Source organism: Brachybacterium kimchii, from assembly GCF_023373525.1.
In the GTDB taxonomy this organism is placed as follows: domain Bacteria; phylum Actinomycetota; class Actinomycetes; order Actinomycetales; family Dermabacteraceae; genus Brachybacterium; species Brachybacterium kimchii.
In genome coordinates this window covers 205,623-226,758 of sequence record NZ_CP097218.1, presented here as the reverse complement: position 1 = coordinate 226,758, position 21,136 = coordinate 205,623, and the positions used below count along the sequence as shown (strand labels likewise).

Annotated in this window: 22 protein-coding genes; 5 read left to right on the top strand and 17 right to left on the bottom strand. The window is 73.0% G+C overall.

Going from position 1 to position 21,136, the window contains the following annotated elements; translation table 11 throughout:
• From M4486_RS01090 to pheS, 6 genes are all read right to left on the bottom strand, one after another.
• Positions 1–1,266, bottom strand: coding sequence for an acetylornithine transaminase (locus M4486_RS01090; RefSeq protein ID WP_249479156.1), 1,266 nt, complete (start codon positions 1,264–1,266; stop codon positions 1–3).
• Positions 1,259–2,254, bottom strand: a complete 996-nt coding sequence (gene argB / locus M4486_RS01085; RefSeq protein WP_249479155.1) for an acetylglutamate kinase — start codon at positions 2,252–2,254, stop codon at positions 1,259–1,261. The genes M4486_RS01090 and argB overlap by 8 nt, the downstream gene beginning before the upstream one ends.
• Entirely contained in the window at positions 2,251–3,420 is a 1,170-nt protein-coding gene (gene argJ, locus M4486_RS01080; RefSeq protein WP_249479154.1) for a bifunctional glutamate N-acetyltransferase/amino-acid acetyltransferase ArgJ, read from the bottom strand. Before argJ ends, argB begins: the two co-directional genes overlap by 4 nt.
• 61 nt (positions 3,421–3,481) lie before the next feature.
• Positions 3,482–4,612 carry an N-acetyl-gamma-glutamyl-phosphate reductase gene (gene argC / locus M4486_RS01075; protein WP_249479153.1) on the bottom strand — a complete coding sequence of 377 codons (1,131 nt, stop codon included), beginning with the start codon at positions 4,610–4,612 and terminating at the stop codon, positions 3,482–3,484.
• Positions 4,613–4,818: 206 nt separating this feature from the next.
• A complete protein-coding gene (gene pheT, locus M4486_RS01070; protein WP_249479152.1) occupies positions 4,819–7,437 on the bottom strand; it encodes a phenylalanine--tRNA ligase subunit beta in 2,619 nt (872 codons plus the stop codon).
• Position 7,438: 1 nt separating this feature from the next.
• Positions 7,439–8,548: a phenylalanine--tRNA ligase subunit alpha gene (pheS, locus tag M4486_RS01065; RefSeq protein WP_249479151.1), complete on the bottom strand. Its 1,110-nt coding sequence runs from the start codon at positions 8,546–8,548 to the stop codon at positions 7,439–7,441.
• Positions 8,549–8,738: 190 nt separating this feature from the next.
• On the opposite strand from pheS, the gene M4486_RS01060 reads away from it, so the two are divergent.
• From M4486_RS01060 to M4486_RS01045, 4 genes are all read left to right on the top strand, one after another.
• Positions 8,739–9,836 carry an S-(hydroxymethyl)mycothiol dehydrogenase gene (locus M4486_RS01060; RefSeq protein ID WP_249479150.1) on the top strand — a complete coding sequence of 366 codons (1,098 nt, stop codon included), beginning with the start codon at positions 8,739–8,741 and terminating at the stop codon, positions 9,834–9,836.
• The gene (locus M4486_RS01055; RefSeq protein WP_249479149.1) at positions 9,833–10,453 is read left to right on the top strand and encodes an MBL fold metallo-hydrolase; all 621 of its coding nucleotides are present in this window, start codon (positions 9,833–9,835) and stop codon (positions 10,451–10,453) included. The genes M4486_RS01060 and M4486_RS01055 overlap by 4 nt, the downstream gene beginning before the upstream one ends.
• A gap of 9 nt (positions 10,454–10,462) precedes the next feature.
• On the top strand, positions 10,463–11,083 hold the full coding sequence (locus M4486_RS01050; RefSeq protein ID WP_249479148.1) for an RDD family protein: 621 nt from the start codon (positions 10,463–10,465) through the stop codon (positions 11,081–11,083).
• Between the two features lie 200 nt (positions 11,084–11,283).
• A complete protein-coding gene (locus M4486_RS01045) occupies positions 11,284–12,984 on the top strand; it encodes an HNH endonuclease (protein WP_249479147.1) in 1,701 nt (566 codons plus the stop codon).
• Positions 12,985–12,992: 8 nt separating this feature from the next.
• Here M4486_RS01045 and M4486_RS01040 read toward each other — a convergent pair whose 3' ends face one another.
• From M4486_RS01040 to infC, 4 genes are all read right to left on the bottom strand, one after another.
• Positions 12,993–13,844, bottom strand: a complete 852-nt coding sequence (locus M4486_RS01040; RefSeq protein WP_249479146.1) for a TrmH family RNA methyltransferase — start codon at positions 13,842–13,844, stop codon at positions 12,993–12,995.
• 22 nt (positions 13,845–13,866) lie between these two features.
• Positions 13,867–14,247: a 50S ribosomal protein L20 gene (rplT, locus tag M4486_RS01035; RefSeq protein WP_152351946.1), complete on the bottom strand. Its 381-nt coding sequence runs from the start codon at positions 14,245–14,247 to the stop codon at positions 13,867–13,869.
• 64 nt (positions 14,248–14,311) lie between these two features.
• A complete protein-coding gene (rpmI, locus tag M4486_RS01030) occupies positions 14,312–14,506 on the bottom strand; it encodes a 50S ribosomal protein L35 (RefSeq protein WP_152351945.1) in 195 nt (64 codons plus the stop codon).
• 58 nt (positions 14,507–14,564) lie between these two features.
• A complete protein-coding gene (gene infC, locus M4486_RS01025) occupies positions 14,565–15,335 on the bottom strand; it encodes a translation initiation factor IF-3 (protein ID WP_249481188.1) in 771 nt (256 codons plus the stop codon).
• Positions 15,336–15,695: 360 nt separating this feature from the next.
• On the opposite strand from infC, the gene M4486_RS01020 reads away from it, so the two are divergent.
• Positions 15,696–16,034: a DUF1844 domain-containing protein gene (locus M4486_RS01020; RefSeq protein ID WP_152352029.1), complete on the top strand. Its 339-nt coding sequence runs from the start codon at positions 15,696–15,698 to the stop codon at positions 16,032–16,034.
• Positions 16,035–16,088: 54 nt separating this feature from the next.
• Here M4486_RS01020 and M4486_RS01015 read toward each other — a convergent pair whose 3' ends face one another.
• The 7 genes from M4486_RS01015 to M4486_RS00985 are packed head-to-tail and all read right to left on the bottom strand — an operon-like array spanning position 16,089 to position 21,089.
• Complete coding sequence (locus M4486_RS01015; RefSeq protein WP_249479145.1) at positions 16,089–16,973, bottom strand: SseB family protein; 885 nt, start codon at positions 16,971–16,973, stop codon at positions 16,089–16,091.
• A complete protein-coding gene (gene priA / locus M4486_RS01010) occupies positions 16,970–17,704 on the bottom strand; it encodes a bifunctional 1-(5-phosphoribosyl)-5-((5-phosphoribosylamino)methylideneamino)imidazole-4-carboxamide isomerase/phosphoribosylanthranilate isomerase PriA (RefSeq protein ID WP_249479144.1) in 735 nt (244 codons plus the stop codon). Before priA ends, M4486_RS01015 begins: the two co-directional genes overlap by 4 nt.
• A 59-nt stretch (positions 17,705–17,763) precedes the next feature.
• Positions 17,764–17,919, bottom strand: coding sequence for a hypothetical protein (locus tag M4486_RS01005; protein ID WP_193636179.1), 156 nt, complete (start codon positions 17,917–17,919; stop codon positions 17,764–17,766).
• Entirely contained in the window at positions 17,916–18,680 is a 765-nt protein-coding gene (hisH, locus tag M4486_RS01000; RefSeq protein ID WP_249479143.1) for an imidazole glycerol phosphate synthase subunit HisH, read from the bottom strand. Before hisH ends, M4486_RS01005 begins: the two co-directional genes overlap by 4 nt.
• Positions 18,677–19,291, bottom strand: coding sequence for a hypothetical protein (locus tag M4486_RS00995; RefSeq protein ID WP_249479142.1), 615 nt, complete (start codon positions 19,289–19,291; stop codon positions 18,677–18,679). The genes hisH and M4486_RS00995 overlap by 4 nt, the downstream gene beginning before the upstream one ends.
• Positions 19,288–19,914: an imidazoleglycerol-phosphate dehydratase HisB gene (hisB, locus tag M4486_RS00990; RefSeq protein WP_249479141.1), complete on the bottom strand. Its 627-nt coding sequence runs from the start codon at positions 19,912–19,914 to the stop codon at positions 19,288–19,290. Before hisB ends, M4486_RS00995 begins: the two co-directional genes overlap by 4 nt.
• Positions 19,911–21,089 carry a histidinol-phosphate transaminase gene (locus M4486_RS00985; protein ID WP_249479140.1) on the bottom strand — a complete coding sequence of 393 codons (1,179 nt, stop codon included), beginning with the start codon at positions 21,087–21,089 and terminating at the stop codon, positions 19,911–19,913. Before M4486_RS00985 ends, hisB begins: the two co-directional genes overlap by 4 nt.
• Between the last annotated feature and the right edge of the window lie 47 nt (positions 21,090–21,136).

Here is a 21,136-nt window from a genome sequence, read left to right as displayed (position 1 = left end):
TCAGGACCTCTTCTCGGTGGGTGCGGGCTCGGTGTCGGCGGGTGCGCTCGCCGCGTCGAGCAGCCCGGGCAGGGCGTCGACGAAGGCGTCGAGCTGGTCGCTCGTGATGATGAGCGGCGGGGCCAGGCGCAGCGTGCACGGGTTGGCGGCGTTGATGATGAACCCGGCCTCGAGCGCGGCGGAGACGACCTGCGGGGCGACGGGGTCGGCGAGCGCGATCCCCCGCAGCAGGCCCTCGCCGCGGATGCCGAGCACGCGCGGGTCCGTCGCGGCGAGATCCAGGATGCGGTCCGCGAGGTGCTGCCCCGTGCGCCGGGCGTTGCCCAGGAGATCGTCCTCGGCGATGGTGCCCAGCACGCTGAGGGCGACCGCCGCGCCGAGCGGGTTGCCGCCGAAGGTCGTGCCGTGCTGGCCGGGCTGCAGGAGGGCGCGCGCCCTCGGGCCGTAGGCGATCACGGCGCCGATCGGGAAGCCGCCGCCCAGTCCCTTGGCGAGGGTCATGACGTCGGGCACGACCCCGTCGACCCCCTGGTGGGCGAACCAGTGCCCGGTGCGGGCGATGCCGGTCTGCACCTCGTCGAGGATCAGGAGAGTGCCGTGCTGCGCGGTCAGCTCCCGGGCCGCGCGGAGGTACTCGGCATCGAGCGGGACCACGCCCGCCTCGCCCTGGATGGGCTCGAGGAAGAGAGCGCCGACGTCGCCCGGGGCGAGGGCGCGGGCGAGCGCGTCCGTGTCGTTCGGGGGCACGAACTCGACGCCCCCGGGAAGGGGCTCGAAGGGCGCGCGGTAGGCCTCCTTGTGGGTGAGCGCGAGGGCTCCCATGGTGCGGCCGTGGAAGGCGTTCTCGAGGGCGAGGATCCGCGGGCGCTCGGTGCGCCGCGCGAGCTTGAAGGCCGCCTCGTTGGACTCGGTGCCCGAGTTCGTGAAGAACACGCCCGACCCCTCGGGGGCCTCCGCGAGGCGCAGCAGGGTCTCGGCGAGCTCGATCTGGGTGGGCGTCGCGAAGAAGTTCGAGACGTGCGCGAGGGACTCGACCTGCTTGGTCATCGCGGCGACCAGCGAGGGGTGCGCGTGGCCGAGCGCGTTCACGGCGATCCCGCCCAGCAGGTCCAGGTACTCCCTGCCCTGCGCGTCCCACACCAGCGCGCCCTCGCCGCGCACGAGCACCCGCTGCGGGGCGCCGAACACGCCGAGCATCGAGCGCGAGTAGCGTGCGGCGAGATCCTCGGCGCCCGCCGTCGTCTCCCCTGCGGTCGGCTCAGACATAGTCGTCCCTCCTCACCATCGTGCCCACGCCCTTGGCGGTGAACACCTCGAGCAGTACCGCGTGCGCGATCCTGCCATCGGTCATGGCCGCGGTGCGCACTCCGGCGTCCACGGCGTCCAGCAGCGACTCCGCCTTCGGGATCATGCCCGCCGTGAGCGAGGGCAGCATCTCGCGCAGGTCGCTCGCGCTGATCTCGGGGATCAGGGAGTCGCGGTCGGGCCAGTCCCGGTACAGCCCCTCGACGTCCGTGAGGACCACGAGCTTCTCGGCGTCGAGCCCCGCGGCCAGGGCGGCCGCGGCGAGATCGGCGTTGATGTTCAGCACCGCGCCCGTCGGCCGCCCGTCGGCGTCGATCTCCGGAGCGATCGAGGAGACCACGGGGATCCGGCCCGCATCCAGCAGGTCCTGGATCGACTCCGGCCGCACCTGGGTGACCGCGCCGACGTGCCCGAGGTCGAGCTCCTCGCCGTCGACCACGGCGCCGCGGCGGCGCGCGGAGAACAGCCGGGCGTCCTCGCCGGACATGCCGATCGCATAGGGCCCGTGCTCGTTGATGAGGCCGACGAGCTCACGGCCCACCTGCCCCACGAGCACCATCCGCACGATCTGCATGGTCTCCTCGTCGGTCACGCGCAGACCGGCGCGGAAGGCGCTCTCGACGCCGACGCGCTCGAGCATCGAGTTGATCTGGGGGCCGCCGCCGTGGACGACGACCACGTGGATGCCGGCGTGGCGCATGAAGACCATGTCGGCCGCGAAGGCACGGCGCAGCTCGTCGTCGATCATGGCGTTGCCGCCGTACTTGACGACGACGATCTTGCCCATGAAGCGCTGCATCCAGGGCAGGGCCTCGATGAGGATCTCGGACTTCGCGCGTGCGTCCGCCTGCGCTGGCGTGAGGTCCCCCAGAGGGTTCTTGGAGTCCGCGAGCGGCGCGGCGGGGCCTGCGGTGCCGGCGCCGGTGGGAGCGGGGGGCGTCTCGGTCATGAGGAGTAGGCGCTGTTCTCTTCGACGTAGTCGTGGGTGAGGTCGTTGGTCCAGATGTCGGCATCGGCCTCCCCCGCTCCGAGGTCCACCTCGACGAGGGTCTCGCGCGGGGTCATGTCCACCAGGGAGCGGTCCTCGTGGGCGCCGCCCTCGCGGCACACCTGCACGCCGTTGACGTGCACGGACATTGCATCGGGGTCGAACGGCGCGACCTCCTCGGGCACGCAGCCCGCGGCCGAGACGATCCGCCCCCAGTTCGGGTCGTTGCCGAAGACCGCGGCCTTCACGAGGTTCGAGCGGGCGATCTCGCGGGCGACGGCGAGCGCGGCGTGCTCGCTGGTGGCGCCGGTGACGACCACGTGCACGTCGTGGCTCGCCCCCTCGGCGTCGGCGACGAGCATGCGGGCGAGGGCGGCCGACGCCTCCCGCAGGGACTCGGCGAGCTCGGCGGCGCCGACCTCGATGCCGCTCGCACCCGAGGCCAGCAGGATCACGGTGTCGTTCGTGGACATGCAGGCGTCCGAGTCGACCCGGTCGAAGGTGGTGCGGGTGGCCTCGCGCAGGGCGGAGTCGGCGACGTCGGCGGTCACGACCGCGTCCGTGGTGAGGACCACGAGCATCGTCGCGAGCTGCGGGGCGAGCATCCCCGCGCCCTTTGCCATGCCGCCGATGCGGGCGCCCGAGGGCGTCGTGACCTCGACGGTCTTCGGGACCGTGTCCGTGGTCATGATCGCGCGCGAGGCATCGGCCCCGGCGTCGGCCCCCGGGTCCAGGGCGTCGCGGGCGCTCATCGCGCCCCCGAGGACCGCGTCCATCGGCAGGCGCTCGCCGATCAGACCCGTCGAGCAGACCAGGACGTCCTGGGCGGAGATCTCGAGGAGCGCCCCGACGTGCTCCGCGGTGCGGTGGGTGTCGGCGAATCCCTCGGGGCCCGTGCAGGCGTTGGCGCCGCCCGAGTTCAGGATCACCGCGCGGGCACGGCCGTCGGCCACGGCCTGACGGGACCACTGGACGGGCGCGGCCTGGACGCGGTTGGAGGTGAAGACGGCGGCCGCGACGTCGAGCGGCCCCTCGTTGAGGACGAGGGCGAGATCGGCGGCGGCGGATTTCTTGATGCCGGCGGCGATCCCGGCGGCGAGGAATCCTTCGGGGAAGGTGACGGACATGGTGTGTCTCCCGTGGTGCATGAGAGGCGGACGATGACGGGGCGCCGAGTGGCGCGGGCGCTCAGGGCGCGAGGGCGGTGCGCGGCAGGCCCAGGGTCTCCGGGAGGTCGAGGGCGATGTTCATGGACTGCACGGCGGCGCCGGCGGTGCCCTTGACGAGGTTGTCGATCGCGGAGATCACCGTGACCTGCCCGCTTCGTCGGTCCACGGTCGCGCCGATGCGCACGGTGTTCGCCCCGACCACCTGCTGGGTGCTGGGGACGGCCCCGCCGGGGAGGACGTGCACGAACGGCTCGTCCGCGAAGTCCGCGCCGAGAGCGTCCAGGAGCGCCTGCTCGGTGACGCCGTCGCCCGCGGGCGCGGTCACGACGGCCAAGATGCCGCGCGTCATGGGCACGAGCACCGGGGTGAAGGTGAGGCGCGCGTCGGCGGTGCCGGAGGCGCGGCGCAGGTTCTGGAGGATCTCGGGGATGTGCCGGTGCGTGCCGCCGACGCCGTAGGCCGCGGCGCCGCCCGCGGCCTCCGCGAACAGCAGGTGCTGCTTGGGGCTGCGGCCCGCACCCGAGTAGCCGACCGGGAGGACGGCGCTCAGCGCGCGATGGTCGACGAGGCCCGCGCGCACGAGCGGCGCGAGGGCGAAGGTCACCGCGGTCGCGTTGCAGCCGGGGACGGCGATCTCGCGGGCGGTGCGCAGCAGGTCGCGCTGGCGGGAGGCGCCGTCGGCCGATCCCCCGGCGACCAGGGGCAGCTCGGGCATGCCGTAGGTCCAGGTCCCCGAGTGCTCGCCCGCGTAGTAGTCGGCCCAGTCCTGGGCGCTCTCGAGCCGGTGGTCCGCGCCGAGATCGACGACGAGCACCTCGGGATCGCTCGCGCGCAGCCGGGCGGCGATCTGCCCCGACTGGCCGTGCGGCAGGGCCAGCACGACCGCGTCGTGACCCGAGAGGTTCTCGACGGTGGTGTCGACGAGCTCGAGATCCTCGTCCAGATGCACATGGGGCGCGACCTCGCTGAGGTGCTTGCCGACGCTCGAGTGCGCGGTCACGGTGGTGACGTCGATCCGCGGATGGTCGGCGAGGATCCGCAGGGTCTCGCCGCCCGCGTATCCGGAGGCGCCGACGACCGCAGCGCGCAGGCGCGCAGGGGCGTGCGAGGGGTGCGGTGCGGGCGCGTCGGGGAGTCCGGAGGGCGTCATGCGCAGAACTATACAGGAGGATGCATAGTCACGCACATCTGGGCGAGGTCGAGGCGGCGTCGAGGTGGGGACGGGCGCGACACGACGTCACCGGAATCCCCGGAGCACTCGGAGCCCCCGACACGAGAAGCGGAGCGCGACCACGTGGTCGCGCTCCGCCTCCGTTCACCGCTCAGGGGAGTCCACCGAGCTGCCTCACCCTGTGCTCACGCCCTGAGCACGCCGCCCACGGCGCTCGCGACCGCCTGGACGCAGCGCTCGCGCGCCGCACCGATCTCCTTGGCCGACAGCGTGCCCTCCTGAGAGCGCAGGCGCACCGCGAAGGCGAGCGACTTCCTGCCCTCGCCGACCTGGTCGCCCGTGTACACGTCGAAGAGGTGCACGCTCTCGAGGACGTCGCCGATGCCGGCGATGATCGCGGCCTCCACGGCGCTCGCGGGAACGGAGTCCTCGACGACGAACGCGAAGTCCTCCTTCGCGAGCGGGTAGGTCGAGACCGGCTCCGCGGCCACCACCGCGGGGGCCGCCGCGATGACCTGCTCGAGGTCGAGCTCGAGCGCGCAGGTGCGCGCGGGCAGGTCGAAGGCCTTCACGACCTTCGGGTGCAGCTCGCCCGCGTACCCGACCACGGCGCCGTCGTCCGTGCGCAGCTCGGCGCAGCGGCCCGGATGGAAGGGCGCGTGCTCGCGGCCGCGCACCTCGAGCCGGGCGCCGACGGCCGCGGCCGCACGGTGGGCGAGGTCGATCGCATCGGCCCAGTCCCAGGGCCTGCCGCTCCCCCACCACGAGTCCGACCCGCTCGCCCCGCCGAGGATCGCGGCGAGGTGGCGCGCCTGCACGGGCATGGCGTCCCGCACGGCCTCGAGCTGCGCGTCCGTCGGGCGCTGCGCGGCCGGCAGCGGCGCGATCGGGCCCGATCCCGCCCGGGAGACGGCGTCGACCTCGAAGAGGGCGAGCGACTCCTGGCCGCGCCCCAGGTTCCGCCGTGCCACGGGAAGCAGGGTCTGCAGCAGCTCGGTGCGCAGCAGCGGCTCGTCGTCGGCCAGGGGGTTCAGCAGACGCACCGCGTCGCGGCGCGGGTCATCGGCCCCGTAGCCGAGCTCGTCGAACACGCTCTCCGGCACGAACGGGAAGGAGAGGGCCTCGGCGAGACCGACCTCGGCGAGCGCACGGGCCGCGAAGCGGCGGCTCTTCTGCGCGCGGGTGAGGCCTGCTCCGCCGGGCGCCTGAGGCAGCACCGAGGGGATCTGCTCGTACCCGAGCAGACGCGCGATCTCCTCGATGAGGTCCTCGCGGATCCTGAGGTCGGGGCGCCAGCTGGGCGGGGTGACGAGGAAGCTCGGCCCGCCGTCCGCCGCCCCCTCGGCGGAGCCGTCGCCCACCGGGCCGTCCTCGACCGTGCAGCCGATCTTCTCGAGCGCCTCGCGGACCTGCGCGCTCGTGTACTCGACGCCCACGAGCCGCGTGGGCGCGCCGACCTCGAGGACGATCGGGGCCGGCCGCTGCGCGGACTCCGCGCCGACGTCGGTGCGAGCGGCGGAGACCGTCCCGCCGCCGTGCTCGGCGAGCAGCTGCGCGGCCCGGGTGACGGCGATCGCGGGCAGCTGCGGATCCACGCCGCGCTCGAAGCGCTTGGATGCCTCGCTGGGCAGGCGGTGGCGGCGCGCGGAGCGTGCCACCGAGACCGGGTCGAAGCTCGCGGCCTCGAGGACGACGTCCGTGGTCGCGGCCGAGACCTCGGTCGAGGCCCCGCCCATGACGCCCGCGATGCCGATCGCGCGGTCGCCCGCGCCCGCATCGGCGATCACGAGGTCCTCGGGATCCAGCGCGCGGGGCTTGTCGTCCAGGGTCGCGAGCTCCTCCCCCGCGTGCGCGCGGCGCACCGTGACGGGTGCGACGAGCTCGGCCGCGTCGTAGGCGTGCAGGGGCTGGCCGAGATCGAGCATCACGTAGTTCGTGACGTCCACGATGAGCGAGATCGGGCGCATGCCCGCGAGCACCAGGCGCTGCTGCATCCAGCGCGGCGCGTGCGCCGTCGGGTCGATGCCCGTGACCTCCTGCGCGACGAAGCGGGTGCAGCCGGGACGGCCGTCGATCGGGGTCTCGTCGGCCAGGCGCACCTCGACGCCGGGCCCGTCGGCTGCGGGGACCTCGACCTCGAGGGCGGGATCGGTGAAGGCCTCGCCGGTGGCGTGGGCGTACTCGCGGGCGACGCCGCGCATCGAGAAGGCATAGCCGCGGTCGGGCGTCACGTTGATCTCGACGACCTCCTCGCCGAGGCCAAGCAGTGCGATCGCGTCGTCCCCGGGCTCGCCGGTGAGGCCGCGGGCGTGGCCGCGGCCCAGCACGATGATGCCGTCCTCGCCGTCGGGATCCGGGCCGAGGCCCAGCTCGTCGCCCGAGCAGATCATGCCGTCGGAGACGTGGCCGTAGGTCTTGCGGGCGGCGATCTCGAACGGCCCGGGCAGCACGGTGCCCGGCAGGGAGACGACCACCAGGTCGCCCTCGACGAAGTTGTGGGCGCCGCAGATGATGCCGCGGCTCGGGCGCTCCTCCCCGGGCTGCGGATCCTTCGGGTCGTCCTGCGCCTCGTTGTGCTCGGGGCCGACGTCGACACGGCACCAGTTGATGGTCTTGCCGTTCTTCTGGGGCTCCTTGACCAGGTCCAGGACGCGGCCGACGACGAGCGGGCCGGTGACCTGGGCGCCGAAGATCGCCTCCTCCTCGAGGCCGACGCGCGAGAGGTCGGTCGCGACCTGCAGGGCGCTCGTGCCCTCGGGGAGGTTCACGTGCTGGGCGAGCCAGGTGAGCGGAATGCGGGGCATCTCAGATCTCCGTCCCGTAGTGCTGGGAGAAGCGGACGTCGCCCTCCACGATGTCTCGCATGTCCGCGCCGTTGCGCAGCATGAGGATGCGCTCGATGCCGAGGCCGAAGGCGAAGCCCTGGTACTCCTCGGGATCCACTCCCGCGGAGCGCAGCACGTTCGGGTGGACCATGCCGCACCCGCCCATCTCGATCCAGCCGGTGCCGCCGCACACGCGGCACGCCGGGTCGGCGTCGTGATCGAGCCCCAGCCGCGCCTCGCAGCTGAAGCAGCGGAAGTCCATCTCCGCGCTGGGCTCGGTGAAGGGGAAGTGGTTCGGGCGCAGGCGGGTGATCGGGCGCCCGCCGAAGATCGCCGCGGCGAAGGCGTCGAGCGTGCCGACGAGGTTCGCCATGGTCAGGTCCCTGTCGATCGCGAGCCCCTCGACCTGGTTGAACATCGGCGAGTGGGTCGCGTCGAACTCGTCGGCCCGGTACACGGTGCCCGGGCACGCGATGTACAGCGGGGCGCCGCGCTCGAGCATGGCGCGGATCTGCACCGGGGAGGTCTGCGTGCGCAGCAGCAGGCCCGAGTCCTCGGGCGCGACGTACAGGGTGTCCTGGAGCGAGCGCGAGGGGTGGTCCGGGTCGGCGTTCAGGGCATCGAAGTTGAACCAGCCGGTCTCGATCTCCGGGCCCTCCGCGATCTCCCAGCCGATGCCGACGAAGAAGTCCTCGATCCGGTCCTGGAGGGTGCGCATGGGGTGGCGGGAGCCGCGCGGACGACGGTCCACGGGCACCGTGACGTCGACCGTCTCGCGCGCGAGCGCGGCCTCCTCCTCGGCCTCGGCGAGCTCGGTCTGTCGGGCCGCGAGCGCCTGCTGGACCCGCCCCTTCGACTGCCCGACGAGCTTGCCGGCGAAGGCCTTCTGGTCCTTGGGCAGGCCCCGGATCGAGGCGTTCGCGCGCGAGAGCACGCTCGCGTCGCCGACGTGGTCGATGCGGACCTGCTTGAGCTCGGCGGTGCCGCCCGCCGACGCGATCGCGGCGAGCGCGGCGTCGACGGCGGCGCCGATCGTCGGCTCGTCGATCGTGACGGCCGCGGAGTCGGGGCTGGGAGGTGTCTCGGACACGGGTATCGCTTTCGTCCGGTGGGCTGATGTGCGGATGGCGCGCCGCGGGGGATCGCCCGTCGGCCCCGCCGCACCGCGGACCATTCTAGGAGGGCGGCGCGCACCGCGCCGACCCGCCCGCCGGAGGCTCGCCGGGCGGGCCCGGCCGATAGGCTGGCCGGGAACCACCACCAGCGGAAGGAGCCCCACCATGCCCACGACCGTCAAGGGCGTCATCGCTCGCCATCCGAACGAGCCGGCGGAGCTCACCGACATCGAAATCCCCGACCCCGGGGTGCACGACGTCGTGGTCGACGTGGAGGCCTGCGGGGTCTGCCACACCGATCTCGCCTACCGCGACGGCGCGATCACGGATGACTTCCCGTTCCTGCTCGGCCATGAGGCCGCCGGGCGCGTCGCGGCGATCGGCGACGAGGTCACGCACGTGGCCGTCGGCGACTTCGTCGTCCTGAACTGGCGCGCGGTGTGCGGCGACTGCCGGGCCTGCCGCAAGGGCCGGCCGCAGTACTGCTTCGCGACCCACAACGCCTCGCAGAGGATGACGCTGAGGGACGGCACCGAGCTCGAGGCCGCGCTCGGCATCGGCGCCTTCACCGAGAAGACCCTCGTCCACGAGAAGCAGTGCACGAAGGTCTCCGAGGAGGCGCGGCCGGAGGTCGCGGGCCTGCTCGGATGCGGCGTGATGGCCGGGCTCGGCGCAGCCCTCAACACCGGCGACGTGCAGCGCGGCGAGACCGTGGCCGTCATCGGTCTGGGCGGCGTGGGCAGCGCCGCGATCGCCGGCGCCGTGCTCGCGGGGGCGACCACCGTGATCGGCCTCGACATCGTCGACGAGAAGCTGCAGGCCGCGTCGGACCTCGGCGCGACCCACACCATCAACACCAAGGACCTCGACCGGGACCAGATCGTGGAGAGGGTCCAGGATCTCACCGGCGGATTCGGCGCCGACGTGGTGATCGACGCCGTGGGCATCCCCTCGACCTACGAGACCGCGTTCTACGCGCGGGACCTCGCCGGCCGCGTCGTGCTCGTGGGCGTGCCCCATCCCGATGCGGAGCTCGCGATCCCGCTGGCCGACGTGTTCAGCCGCGGCGGCTCCCTGAAGTCCGCGTGGTACGGCGACTGCCTGCCCGAGCGCGACTTCCCCTACCTCACGGACCTCTACCTGCAGGGTCGCCTTCCGCTCGAGCGGTTCGTCACCGGCACCACCGACCTGGGCGGCGTCGAGGACGCACTGAACTCGCTGCATCGCGGCGACGTGCTGCGCACCGTGGTGGTGAACCGATGACGGCGCGGCTGGACCACACGACGACGTCGGGCACCTTCACCCTGGACGGCGAGACCTTCGACGTCGACAACAACGTGTGGGTCCTCGGAGACGAGGAGCAGTGCGTCGTCTTCGATGCCCCGCACGACGTCGAGGCGATCCGGGCGCTCGTCGGCGATCGCGAGTGCGTGGGCATCCTGCTGACCCACGCGCACGACGATCACGTGCGCTTCGCTCCCGAGCTGGCGACGGCGCTCGAGGCGCCCGTGCTGCTGAACCCGGCGGACGCCGAGGTCTGGAGGCTCACCCACGGCGACCTGCCCTGGGACGGGGACGTGGCCGACGGCGACGAGTTCACCGTCGCCGGTGCAGACATCGAGGCGATCTCCACCCCGGGCCACTCCCCCGGCTCCGTCTGCTACCGCGTCCCGGCGCTGGACTGCGTGCTGACCGGCGACACGCTCTTCCAGGGCGGCCCCGGCGCGACCGGCCGCTCCTTCAGCGACCGGCCCACGATCGAGGACTCGATCCGCGAGCGCCTGTTCACGCTGCCCCCGGAGACCATCGTGCACACGGGCCACGGCCCGGACACCACGATCGGCGCCGAGATCGAGGCCGCGCGGGGCGACTGGCTGTGAGATGACCGCATGGGCGACGAGGAGCGCATCGATGCGCGACATCGCGGCGAGCGGCGCGGCATGAGGGGCCGCCTGCTCGCCCCGCTCCTCGTCCGCCGTGCGCGGGCCTACGCGCGCGACTGCGTGGGATACCTCGTGCTGCCCGCAGCGATGCTCCCGATCGGGATTCCGCTCGCGACGCACATCGGGGACGCCGGCACCGCACGCGCCGTCGCCCTCGTCTCGAGCGCGATCCCGCCCGTGCTCGCGGCGCTCTGGGCGGCTCGCGCCGAGTCCGGCCCGCGAGCATCGACGTGGGGCAAGCGGCGCGAGGGACTGCGAGTCGAGATGCTGCCGGGTCGGCCCGAGGGTGCGAGATCCGGCGGAGCGGGCCCTGACAAGTCACGCGTTCCCTTCTCCCGCGCGTGCGTCCGGAATCTCGTGAAGATCGCGATCCCCTGGCAGCTGGGCCATGTGGTCGCCGTCGGCGCGGTCTACGGGGACTTCGACACCGGCGCCGCGGGGACGATGGTCGCCACGGTCCTGCTCTACGGCGTGGTCATCGTGCTCGTGGGCACCGTGATGCTCGGGTCCGGATGTGAGATCCACGACCGGATCGCTGCGACGCGGGTGGTCGGCGACCGCGGGTGAGGGGCAGATCGCGGAGCGGCGGCCCGTCTCGCACGGTTCCTCCCCAGCGTGCGTTCTCCACATACCGCGTCCTGCGGCGTCGGATGTCGGTGCGTCCTCGTAGAGTCGAAGAACAGCATCGGACAACGGCATCGGCTCCCGCCGACTGTCCGCCCGGTGGCCCAGATGACCAGCGATGACGCGGGCGGGAGGTGGCGCCGATGACGCACACGGCCACGCCCCTGCCGCAGCACGCGTCCCGTGCGGCGCACGCGCTCGCCCTCCTGGAATCCGCCGCGGGCCTCGTCGAGCGCGCCGAGGGGATCCTCTCTGCGCTCGACGCCGATCCGTCGGAGGCCGAAGGCCCGTTCACCGGTGATGTCTCCGCTTCCACCGGGACGTCGACCATCTCCCTCCCGGGCGCGCTGCTCGACGTGGTCGCGGTCAGCGAGCGGCTGCGCTCGCGCACCGATGCGGTGCAGATGCGCGCCTCCGTCGCGTTCCGCCATGCCCGCATCGCACAGCAGAGGAACGACGGCATCCCGCACGAGGCGATCGGCAAGGGGCTCTCGCACGAGCTCGCACTCTCCCGGCACGCCTCGCCTGCGCGCAAGGGCAACCAGCTCGCCCTGGACCGGGTGATCGTGGAGACGCTCCCGCGGACCATGGGGCTGCTCGCGCGAGGCGAGATCTCGCGCTGGTCGGCCGACGAGGTCGCCAAGGCCGTCCTCTGCCTCGACGACGAGGACCGTGCACGGGTCGACGCCTCCGTGGCCGAGCACCTGCCGGAGGTCTCCCCGCGCCGCGCGGGCGGGATGGCCAGGGCCCGCGCCGACGAGATCGACCAGCAGGCCGCGCTCGCCCGCAACGAGCGCGAGGTCGGTGAGCGGCACGTCTCGATCCGGCCTGTGTCCGACGCGGTGGTGCGCGTGAGCGCGCTTCTCCCGCTCGTCGAGGGCGTAGCCGTGTACAAGGCGCTCGACGACGCCGCCTCCAGCGCGCGGGCCTCCGGCGTCGAGGGCACGAGGGGCCAGCACATGGCCGATGCGCTCTTCCGACGGACCACGGGACTCGAGCGACCCGAGGACGTCGACGTGGAGATCCAGCTGCTGATAACCGACGAGTCGCTGCTCGCCGGCGGCGAGGACACCGCGTGGGTCGAAGGGCATCCCATGCCCGCGGCGATCGCCCGCCGGCTCGCGCTCGCGGCGCCGCAGGGGCCGGGAGACGAGAAGGATCCGGAGCCGCCCGACCAGCAGCTCCGCGCCGACCCGGCACGCTTCATCCGCCGCCTGTACACCGATCCTGTGTCAGGGCGTCTGCGGGACGCCGATGCGAGCCGACGGCGATTCACCGGCAACGAACGGCGTTTCGTGGAGATGGCCGATCAGCACTGCCGCACACCGTTCTGCGACGCCCGTGCCCGTCACATCGACCACGTCGTGCGATACGCCGACGGCGGTGAGACCGTCGTCGCGAACGGCGTCGCGCGCTGCGAAGGGTGCAACTACCTCATGGCGCTGCCCGGCTGGAGCGGAACGCTCGAGGACGCCGAGCAGTGCGGTTCAGGACCTCCGAACGCGCCGCCGGCCCGGGCACCGTCCCGCACCTACGAGATCACGACCCCGATGGGACGCAGCTATTCGAGCGCCGCTCCCCCGTTGCGCTGCGCCCTGCGCGGGGAAGGCGTCTCCCACAGGGGCGTCGACCAGTCTCGGGACGTCGACCCGCACCGAACCCCGCCCGCGGACGTGTTCATGCTCCCTGCCTTCGCTCCGGACGAGTTCCCGGTCGACGAGCAGGAGGGTGATGTCGAGCGGATGATCGGGCTGGATCCGATCAGCAGCGCGCGACTCGTCGAGTTCGCGGACCACATCGCCGGCACGGTCCACCCCTTCGAGGAGCACGGCGCCGTGGCGTAGTCGGGCGCTCAGCGTCGCCGCAGGGTCTCGAAGAGGCAGACGGTCGCAGCGATCGCGACGTTGAGGGACTCCGCGTCGCCCGCGAGCGGGATCCGCACGGCGAGGTCGGCCGTATCGAGCATCTCCTGCGGCAGACCGTGGGCCTCGTTGCCCATGATCCATGCCCCGCGCGTGGGGAGCTCCGTGGTGAAGAGGTCGTGATCGGCGTACCCGCTGGTCGCCAGCACGGAGATGCCCGCATCGTGCAGAGCGGGTGAGAGGTCCTCCGGGGCGATCCCGGCGACCACGGGCAGATGGAAGAGGCTGCCGGTCGCCGAGCGGACGACCTTCGGGGAGTACAGGTCCACGGTGCCGGTCGTGGCGAGCACCGCGCGCGCGCCCGAGGCGTCGGCCGCACGGATCAGGGTGCCCGCGTTCCCGGGGTCCTGGACGCCGTGGAGGACCAGCGCCGTGAGTGGCCCGTCGGGGAGGGTATCGAGCACCGCGTGGAGCGACGCCGAGGGGAGGTCGGCGACGGCGAGCACGCCCTGCGGGGCGGCCATGGATGCGGCGGCGCCGTCCTCCTCGCCGCGGGTCATCGCCCGCAGGATCGAAGGGTCGACGTCGCGGGGGCGGATCGCGTGCGCGTCCGCGAGCTCCAGGATGTCGGGATGCGCCGTGGCCCCGTCGGCGGTGACGTACAGCTCCCGCACGAGCGGGGCGGAATGCTGGAGGAGCGAGCGGACGGCCTGCGGGCCCTCGACGCGGAACCGCCCCTGCTTACGACGAGCAGAACGCCCGGACAGCGCGGCGATCCTCTTCACCCGATCTGATCTCGGGGAGGTGATCGCCCAGCTGTCCGGGCGTTCCGTGGTGCTCATCGTGCGAGCTGGCTGTCGAGGGTCAGGCCGCGGGGGCGTTGACGTCCTTCGGCAGGGCGCTCTTGGCGGTCTGCACGAGCGCGGCGAAGGCCGGCGCGTCGTTCACCGCGAGCTCGGCGAGCATGCGACGGTCGACCTCGACACCCGCGAGGCCGAGGCCCTGGATGAGGCGGTTGTAGGTCATGCCGTTCGCGCGCGCCGCAGCGTTGATGCGCTGGATCCACAGACGACGGAAGTCGCTCTTGCGGACCTTGCGGTCGCGGTAGTTGTAGGTCTGCGAGTGGAGCACCTGCTCCTTCGCCTTGCGGTACAGACGCGAGCGCTGCCCGCGGTAGCCGCTGGCCTGCTCGAGGATCTCCCGACGCTTCTTCTGGGCGTTGACCGCCCGCTTCACGCGTGCCACGTGATTCTCCTTCGCTGGTGTTCGAGTTCGATGGTGCGGGAACTCAGGAATCCCGCGAGGGGGCTCAGCGGCCCAGAAGCTTCTTCACGCGCTTGGCGTCGGACTTCGCGACGTTCGTGTCGCTGCCCAGACGGCGCTTGCGGGTGGAGCTCTTGTGCTCGAGCAGGTGGCGAGCGTTCGCCTTCTCGCGCATGAGCTTGCCGGAGCCGGTCACCCGGACGCGCTTCTTGGTGCCCGAGTGGGTCTTGTTCTTCGGCATCAGCCTGTTCTCCTTCTGAATGGGATCGTGGGCCCGCACGCGGGGTGCGGGCGAGCGATCAGGACTGGGGGTCCGGCGCGGAGTCCGGAGTGGCCGGCGCGGCGTCGGCGTCCGACGTCGTGGCAGCGGCCGAGGTGGCATCGGCGGCCGAGGTGTCGGCAGGAGCGGAGTTCGCGGCGGCGTTCTCCTTGTCCTTGGCCTTCTCGGCGTCGGTGCGGCGCTTGCGCGCCTCCGCACGGGCCTGGGTCTTCTTCTTCACCGGGCCGAGCACCATCACCATGGTGCGACCGTCCTGGCGAGGATGCGACTCGACGAAGCCGAAGTCGGCGACGTCCTCCGCCATCCGTCCCAGCAGCTGGATGCCGCGCTCGGGACGAGCCTGCTCGCGGCCGCGGAAGCGCACCATGACCTTGACCTTGTCACCGCCGGCGAGGAACTTCTCCACGTTGCGACGCTTGGTCTCGTAGTCGTGGGTATCGATCTTCAGACCCATACGAATCTCCTTCTGGAGCGTATTGGTCTGGTTCTTGCGGGACTCGCGTGCCTTCATGTTGGCTTCGTACTTGTACTTGCCATAGTCCATGAGACGGCACACGGGCGGATTCGCGCCCGGGGCGACCTCGACGAGATCGAGGTCGGCCTCCGCGGCGAGCCGCAGGGCGTCCTCGACACGCACGGTGCCGACCTGTTCGCCATTGGGTCCGACCAGCAGGACCTTCGGGACCCTGATCTGGCCATTGATGCGCTGTTCGCTGATGGGTGTCTCCTCACCTCGGTGTCCGACGACATGACGAAGGCCCCCACACGGATGTGGAGGCCTCGAGTGCACGCGCCGCACGGGCGCGCTGCCGACGCGGACGTCAGGCTGCGACACGACCCCGACGACTGCACGCCGCGAGGTGGGAGAGGCTCCACTTGCAAAGGGGAACGTCATGTTCCGGTCCCCTATGCTACCAGCAGGACGACGCCGCGCCCCGTGACATGCGTCGCCCCTCCCCTCGACCTCGTGAAGGACCCTGTGAACGACATGCCCGACCTCGGCACCCCCGCCAGCCCCGCCGACGACGCGGACTCCCCCGGCACCGCCGGCTCCCCCGAGGTTCCGCAGTCCTTCCGGCTCGAGGAGGCGCGCAGCCCCTCCGATCAGGGCGCGCACGACCACTCGGGGCACAGCCACCAGGACGCCGAGATCGGGATCGCGTCCGACGCCGCGCGCGACATCGCGGACGTCGCCGCCGTCGAGATCATCTCGAGCGCGGCAGTGCACCTGATGAGCGCGGCCGCCGTGAAGATCGGGCTCGCCGAGGACGAGACCACGGGCCACTACCAGGATCTCGACGAGGCGCGGAAGCTCATCGCATCCCTCGCCGGGCTCGTCACGGCCGCCTCCCCCGAGATCGGCAACGAGCATGCGCGCTCTCTGCGCGACGGCCTGCGCACCCTGCAGCTCGCCTTCGCGGAGGCCCTGCCGTTCCCCGACGAGCCGGGGCGGGCACCGGGCGAGAAGTGGACCGGCCGCGTCAGCTGATCCGTCAGCGGCGGGACGACCGACACGATCGTCCGGGCGTCGGGCCGGGCGCGCTCACCGTCCCAGCGTGAGCTTGAGCGAGCTCACGCGGTCCGCGACGAGCATCGAGGCGCCGAGGCGCTCGCCGAGCGCCCCGACGACCCTCTGCACGTCGGCCCCGTCGAGGCCCGGACGCAGGCGCACCAGCAGATCCACCTCGGCGCGCTCCCCGGGGCGCGGGTCGAGCGCGAGCACCTCGGTCAGGGTGCCGGCGATGCGCGCGAGCTCGGCGGCGACCTCGGGGTCCTCGTGCGGGGGCACCCAGTCCCGTCCCTGTGCGAGCGCCCACAGCACGGAGCGCTGCAGAAGCACCGGCCCGCACGCGTCGGCCGCGGGGTCCGCACCTGCCGCAGCCGGGCCCCCCGCCCCGCCGTCCGGCCCCTCGACCGCCTGCGCGGCGGGATTGAGCACGAGCTGGGTGATGCCCTCCTGCACGGCCGCCTGGGCGGCCTGCGCAGTGGGCGTGGGGACGGGCCGGGCGCGCTGCTGCCAACGCTGCAGCTGGGTGACCGAGGTGAACACGGGGAGGACACGGGAGCCGTCGGGCGCGGTGATGGAGACCATCGCCATGTCCGCCCCATTGTCGCCGGTCAGACCGTGGGCCGTCGTGCCCTCCTCGGTGGCGACGGCCATGATCGGCACGAGCACCCGGCTGCCGGCGAGCGCGGCGACAAGGTGCCGACGGGAGGGGTCTTGCCCTGCGGTGAGCGCATCGAGCGCCTCGGCGACGGGGCGCGGGGTGGTGCCGTCGTCCTCGGGGAAGGGGCTCGTGCTGTAGTCACGGCCCGCCCAGCTGGTGCCCGCGGTGTCGGTGAAGCGCGACTTCTCGCGGAAGTGGGCCGGCAGGGTGCGCCCGCCCACGGTGCTCTCCGGGTCGGGCACCTCTCCCGCGGGCGTCATGGGCGTCCCGCCACCTCGAGTGCCTCGGGCAGGGTGAACGCGCCGGCGTAGAGTGCCTTGCCGACGATCGCGCCCTCGACGCCCTCGGGCACGAGGGTCCGCAGTGCCGCGAGGTCGTCGAGCGAGGAGATGCCGCCGGAGGCCACGACCTGCGCGTCGGTGCTCTCGCACACGCGGCGCAGCAGGTCCACGTTGGGGCCGCTCATCATGCCGTCCTTCGTCACGTCGGTGATGACGTAGCGGGCGCAGCCGGCGGCGTCGAGGCGCTCGATCGCCTCCCAGAGGTCACCGCCCTCCTTGGTCCAGCCGCGCGCGGCGAGCGTCGAGCCGCGCACGTCGAGGCCCACGGCGATGCGGTCGCCGTGCTCGGCGATGACCTCGGCCGTCCACTCCGGGTTCTCGAGGGCGGCGGTGCCGAGGTTCACGCGGCGGCAGCCGGTCGCGAGCGCGGCCGTGAGGCTCGCGTCGTCGCGGATGCCGCCGGAGAGCTCGACCTGCAGATCGACGGCCGCGACGACCTCGGCGAGCAGGTTCGCGTTGCTGCCGCGCCCGAAGGCGGCGTCGAGGTCCACGAGATGCAGCCAGCTCGCCCCGCCCTCCTCGAAGGCGCGCGCCGCCTCGAGCGGCGAGCCGTAGCTGGTCTCGGTGCCGGCCTCGCCCTGGACGAGGCGCACGGCCTGGCCGTCCTGGACGTCGACGGCGGGCAGGAGTTCGAGAGCGGGGCTGGTCATGGGGTCCTCCGGGAGCGGACGGTGGGAGAGGTGAGAGGAAGGGCCGGCGGGAGCGCGGGTCAGGTCTGGATGCGCCAGATGCAGACGGCGACGCAGACGAGACCGAGCACGAGGAGCAGGATCCGCAGCCACCAGGGCTTGCCGGAGCGGTGGAAGGACCACGCCCCGCCGAGCAGCATCCCGCCGGCGAAGAGCATGACGAAGGCGAGGATCATGAGGCGGCCCCCGCATCGGCGTCCGCTTCGGCGTCGGCCGCACCCGCGTCGGCTTCGGCCGCGGCCGCCGGCCTCGTCGAGAGGCGCGGCAGTCCCGCGAGCCAGTTGCGCAGCAGACGCGTCCCGGCCCCGCCCGACTTCTCCGGGTGGAACTGGGTGGCGGTCAGCGCACCGTTCTCGACGGCGGCGACGAAGCGGTCGCCGCCGTGATCGGACCAGGTCACCAGCGGGTCGGGCAGGGGCGGCTGCGACTCGAACTCCCAGGCGCGGGCGGCGTAGGAGTGGACGAAGTAGAAGCGCTCGTCCTCGATGCCCGCGAACAGTCGACTGCCCTGGGGGGCCTCGACGGTGTTCCAGCCCATGTGCGGGACGACGTCGGCCTCGAGGCGGGTGATCTCGCCGGGCCACTGATCGAGGCCCGCCGCGCGCTCTCCGTGCTCGGTGCCGGCCGCGAACATGACCTGCAGGCCCACGCAGATGCCGAGCACCGGGAGCCCGCCGGCCAGACGCCGCTCGATGATGCGGTCGCCGCCCACGGCGCGGATCTGCGCGGCGGTCGCCGCGAAGGCTCCGACGCCGGGGACGACGAGTCCGTCGGCCCCGAGCGCCCTGTCGCGATCAGCGGTGAGCTCGACGTCCGCGCCGGCGGCCTCGAGGGCGCGCACGGCGGAGCGGACGTTCCCGCTGCCGTGGTCCAGGACGACCACGCGCGGCGCAGGGGCGTCGCTCTGCGGGGTGAGGCTGTTCTCGCTCCCGCTCATCGACCCTTGCGCCCCTTCGCGATCCAGGCGAGCGCCTCGTCACGGGTGAGGACGGCGGGGTCGTAGCCCTCGCCGAGGGTGGCGACGTCGGCCGAGCCGAGCATGAGCTGCTCGACGACCTCGTCCATCGCCCCCATGACGATCGCGGGCGAGACGTCGTCCCCGCGCTCCCCCGCCTTGTAGCGGGTCGCGGTCATGCGGTCGCCTTTGCGCCAGAACAGGACGACGCCGTTGCGCTGCAGGGCGGTCGAGGTGACGGCGGCGAGCTCGTGGGCGGCGTCCTCCTGGAGGGCGCCGACGGCGATGGCGCCCATGCCGGTGTCGTGGACGCGGGCGCCGGCGGGGATGTCGGCGCCGTCGGTGCGGGCCTCGCGGCCCAGGCGGATCGCGCCGGCGAGAGCCTTCGCGGAGGCGACGGAGGTGGCGACCACGGCGATCGCGGGCTCCTCGTCGTCCCCGCCGACGATGATGTCCTCGACGGTGAAGGGGGCGGACTCCTCCGCGGCGTCCTCGGCCTCGCCGCCGAGGTCGAGACCCTGGGTGAGGCGGGCGAACTCGGCGTCGATGTCGTCGTCGCCGCCGGAGGGGCGGGGCGGTTCTGCGGTGCTCACAGTGCTCCCTTCGTGGAGGGGATGTCGGCGACGCGCGGATCGGGGGCGCACGCGGCGCGCAGGGCCCGGGCGAGGGCCTTGAACTGGGCTTCGACGATGTGGTGCGGGTCCCGACCGGCGAGGACGCGCATGTGCAGGCAGATGGCCGCGTGGAAGGACAGCGACTCCAGGACGTGCCGGGTGAGCGACCCCGTGAAGTGCCCGCCGATGAGGTGCAGGGCCTGCGCCTCGCTCTCGCCGGTGTGCACGCAGTAGGGGCGGCCGGAGACGTCGACCACCGCGTGGGCGAGCGCCTCGTCCAGCGGGATGGTGGCCTCGCCGAAGCGGGTGATGCCGCGCTTGTCGCCGAGGGCCTCGCGCAGGCACTGGCCGAGCACGATCGCGGTGTCCTCCACCGTGTGGTGGACGTCGATGTCGGTGTCGCCGCTCGCGCGCACGGTGAGGTCGAAGCGCGCGTGGGTGCCCAGCGCCGTGAGCATGTGGTCGTAGAACGGCACGCTGGTGGAGACGTCCACCTGGCCCGTGCCGTCGAGGTCGAGGGAGACCTCGACGCTGGACTCGCGGGTGGTGCGCGAGATGCTCGCGGTGCGGTGCGCGCGGGGCTCGTCGGGAGTCTGTGTCATCGGGGGTCGGCCTCCTCGAGGGCGGTGCGGAAAGCGGCGTTGTCCTGGGGCGCGCCGACCGAGACCCGCATCCAGGGCTCGGGCCCGACCTCGCGGATGAGCACGCCGCGCTCGAGCAGAGCCTCCCACACGTCGTGGCGGCTCGCGGCCCGGTGCAGGAGCGGCTCGAAGTACACGAAGTTCGCGTCGGACGGGGCGACGACGTGACCGCGCTCGACGAGGTGGTCGAAGAGGGCGTCGCGCTCGGCGCGCAGCCGCTCGACCTGGCCCAGCAGCTCCTCGCGGTGCGCGAGGGCGGTGCGGGCGACGGCCTGGGTGACGGCCGAGAGGTGGTAGGGCAGGCGCACCACGCGCACGGCGTCGACGATCCGCGGATCCGCGACCAGATAGCCCAGACGGCCGCCGGCGAGCGCGAAGGCCTTGGACATGGTGCGCGTGACCACGAGATTCGGGAACTCGCCGAGCAGCTCGAGCGCGCTGGGCACGCCGTCGCGTCGGAACTCGCCGTAGGCCTCGTCGACGACGAGCATCCCCGAGCTGGGCAGCAGCGCCTCGGCGGCGGCGCGCACGACCTCCGGGTCGAGCGCCGTCCCCGTCGGGTTGTTCGGGCTGGTGAGGACGACGATGTGCGGACGGTGCGCGGAGATCGCCTCGCGCACGTCGTCCGCGCCGAGCGCGAAGTCCGGGGCGGGGCCGCGGTCGGCGACGACCCAGCGGGTGAAGGTGTCGCGCGCGTACTCGGGATACATCGAGTAGTGCGGGGCGAAGCCGAGGGCCGTGCGGCCGGGCCCGCCGAAGGCGAGCATCAGCTGGTGCATGACCTCGTTCGAGCCGTTCGCCGCCCAGACCTCCTCGACCGCGGGCGCGGGGATCCCGGACTCCGCGGCGAGGTACTCGGCGAGGTCTGCGCGCAGCGCCGTGAACTCGCGGTCGGGATAGCGGTTCAGGCCGGCCGACGCCTCCTGCACCGCGCGCCCCAGATCCGCGGCGAGCGCGGCGGAGGGGCCGAAGGGGCTCTCGTTGACGTTCAGCAGGTGCGGCACGTCGATCTGCGGGGCCCCGTACGGCTCGACGCCCGCGAGGTCCTCGCGGCGCGGCGGGATACCCGGGCGCACGGCCGGATCCGCGGGATCGGCGCCGGGCGCGGCGGGGTCGGGTCGGCTCGAGGTGGGCATGCCCCCATCGTAGAGGTCCGGACCTGGTGGGATCCGCGCCGCCCGGT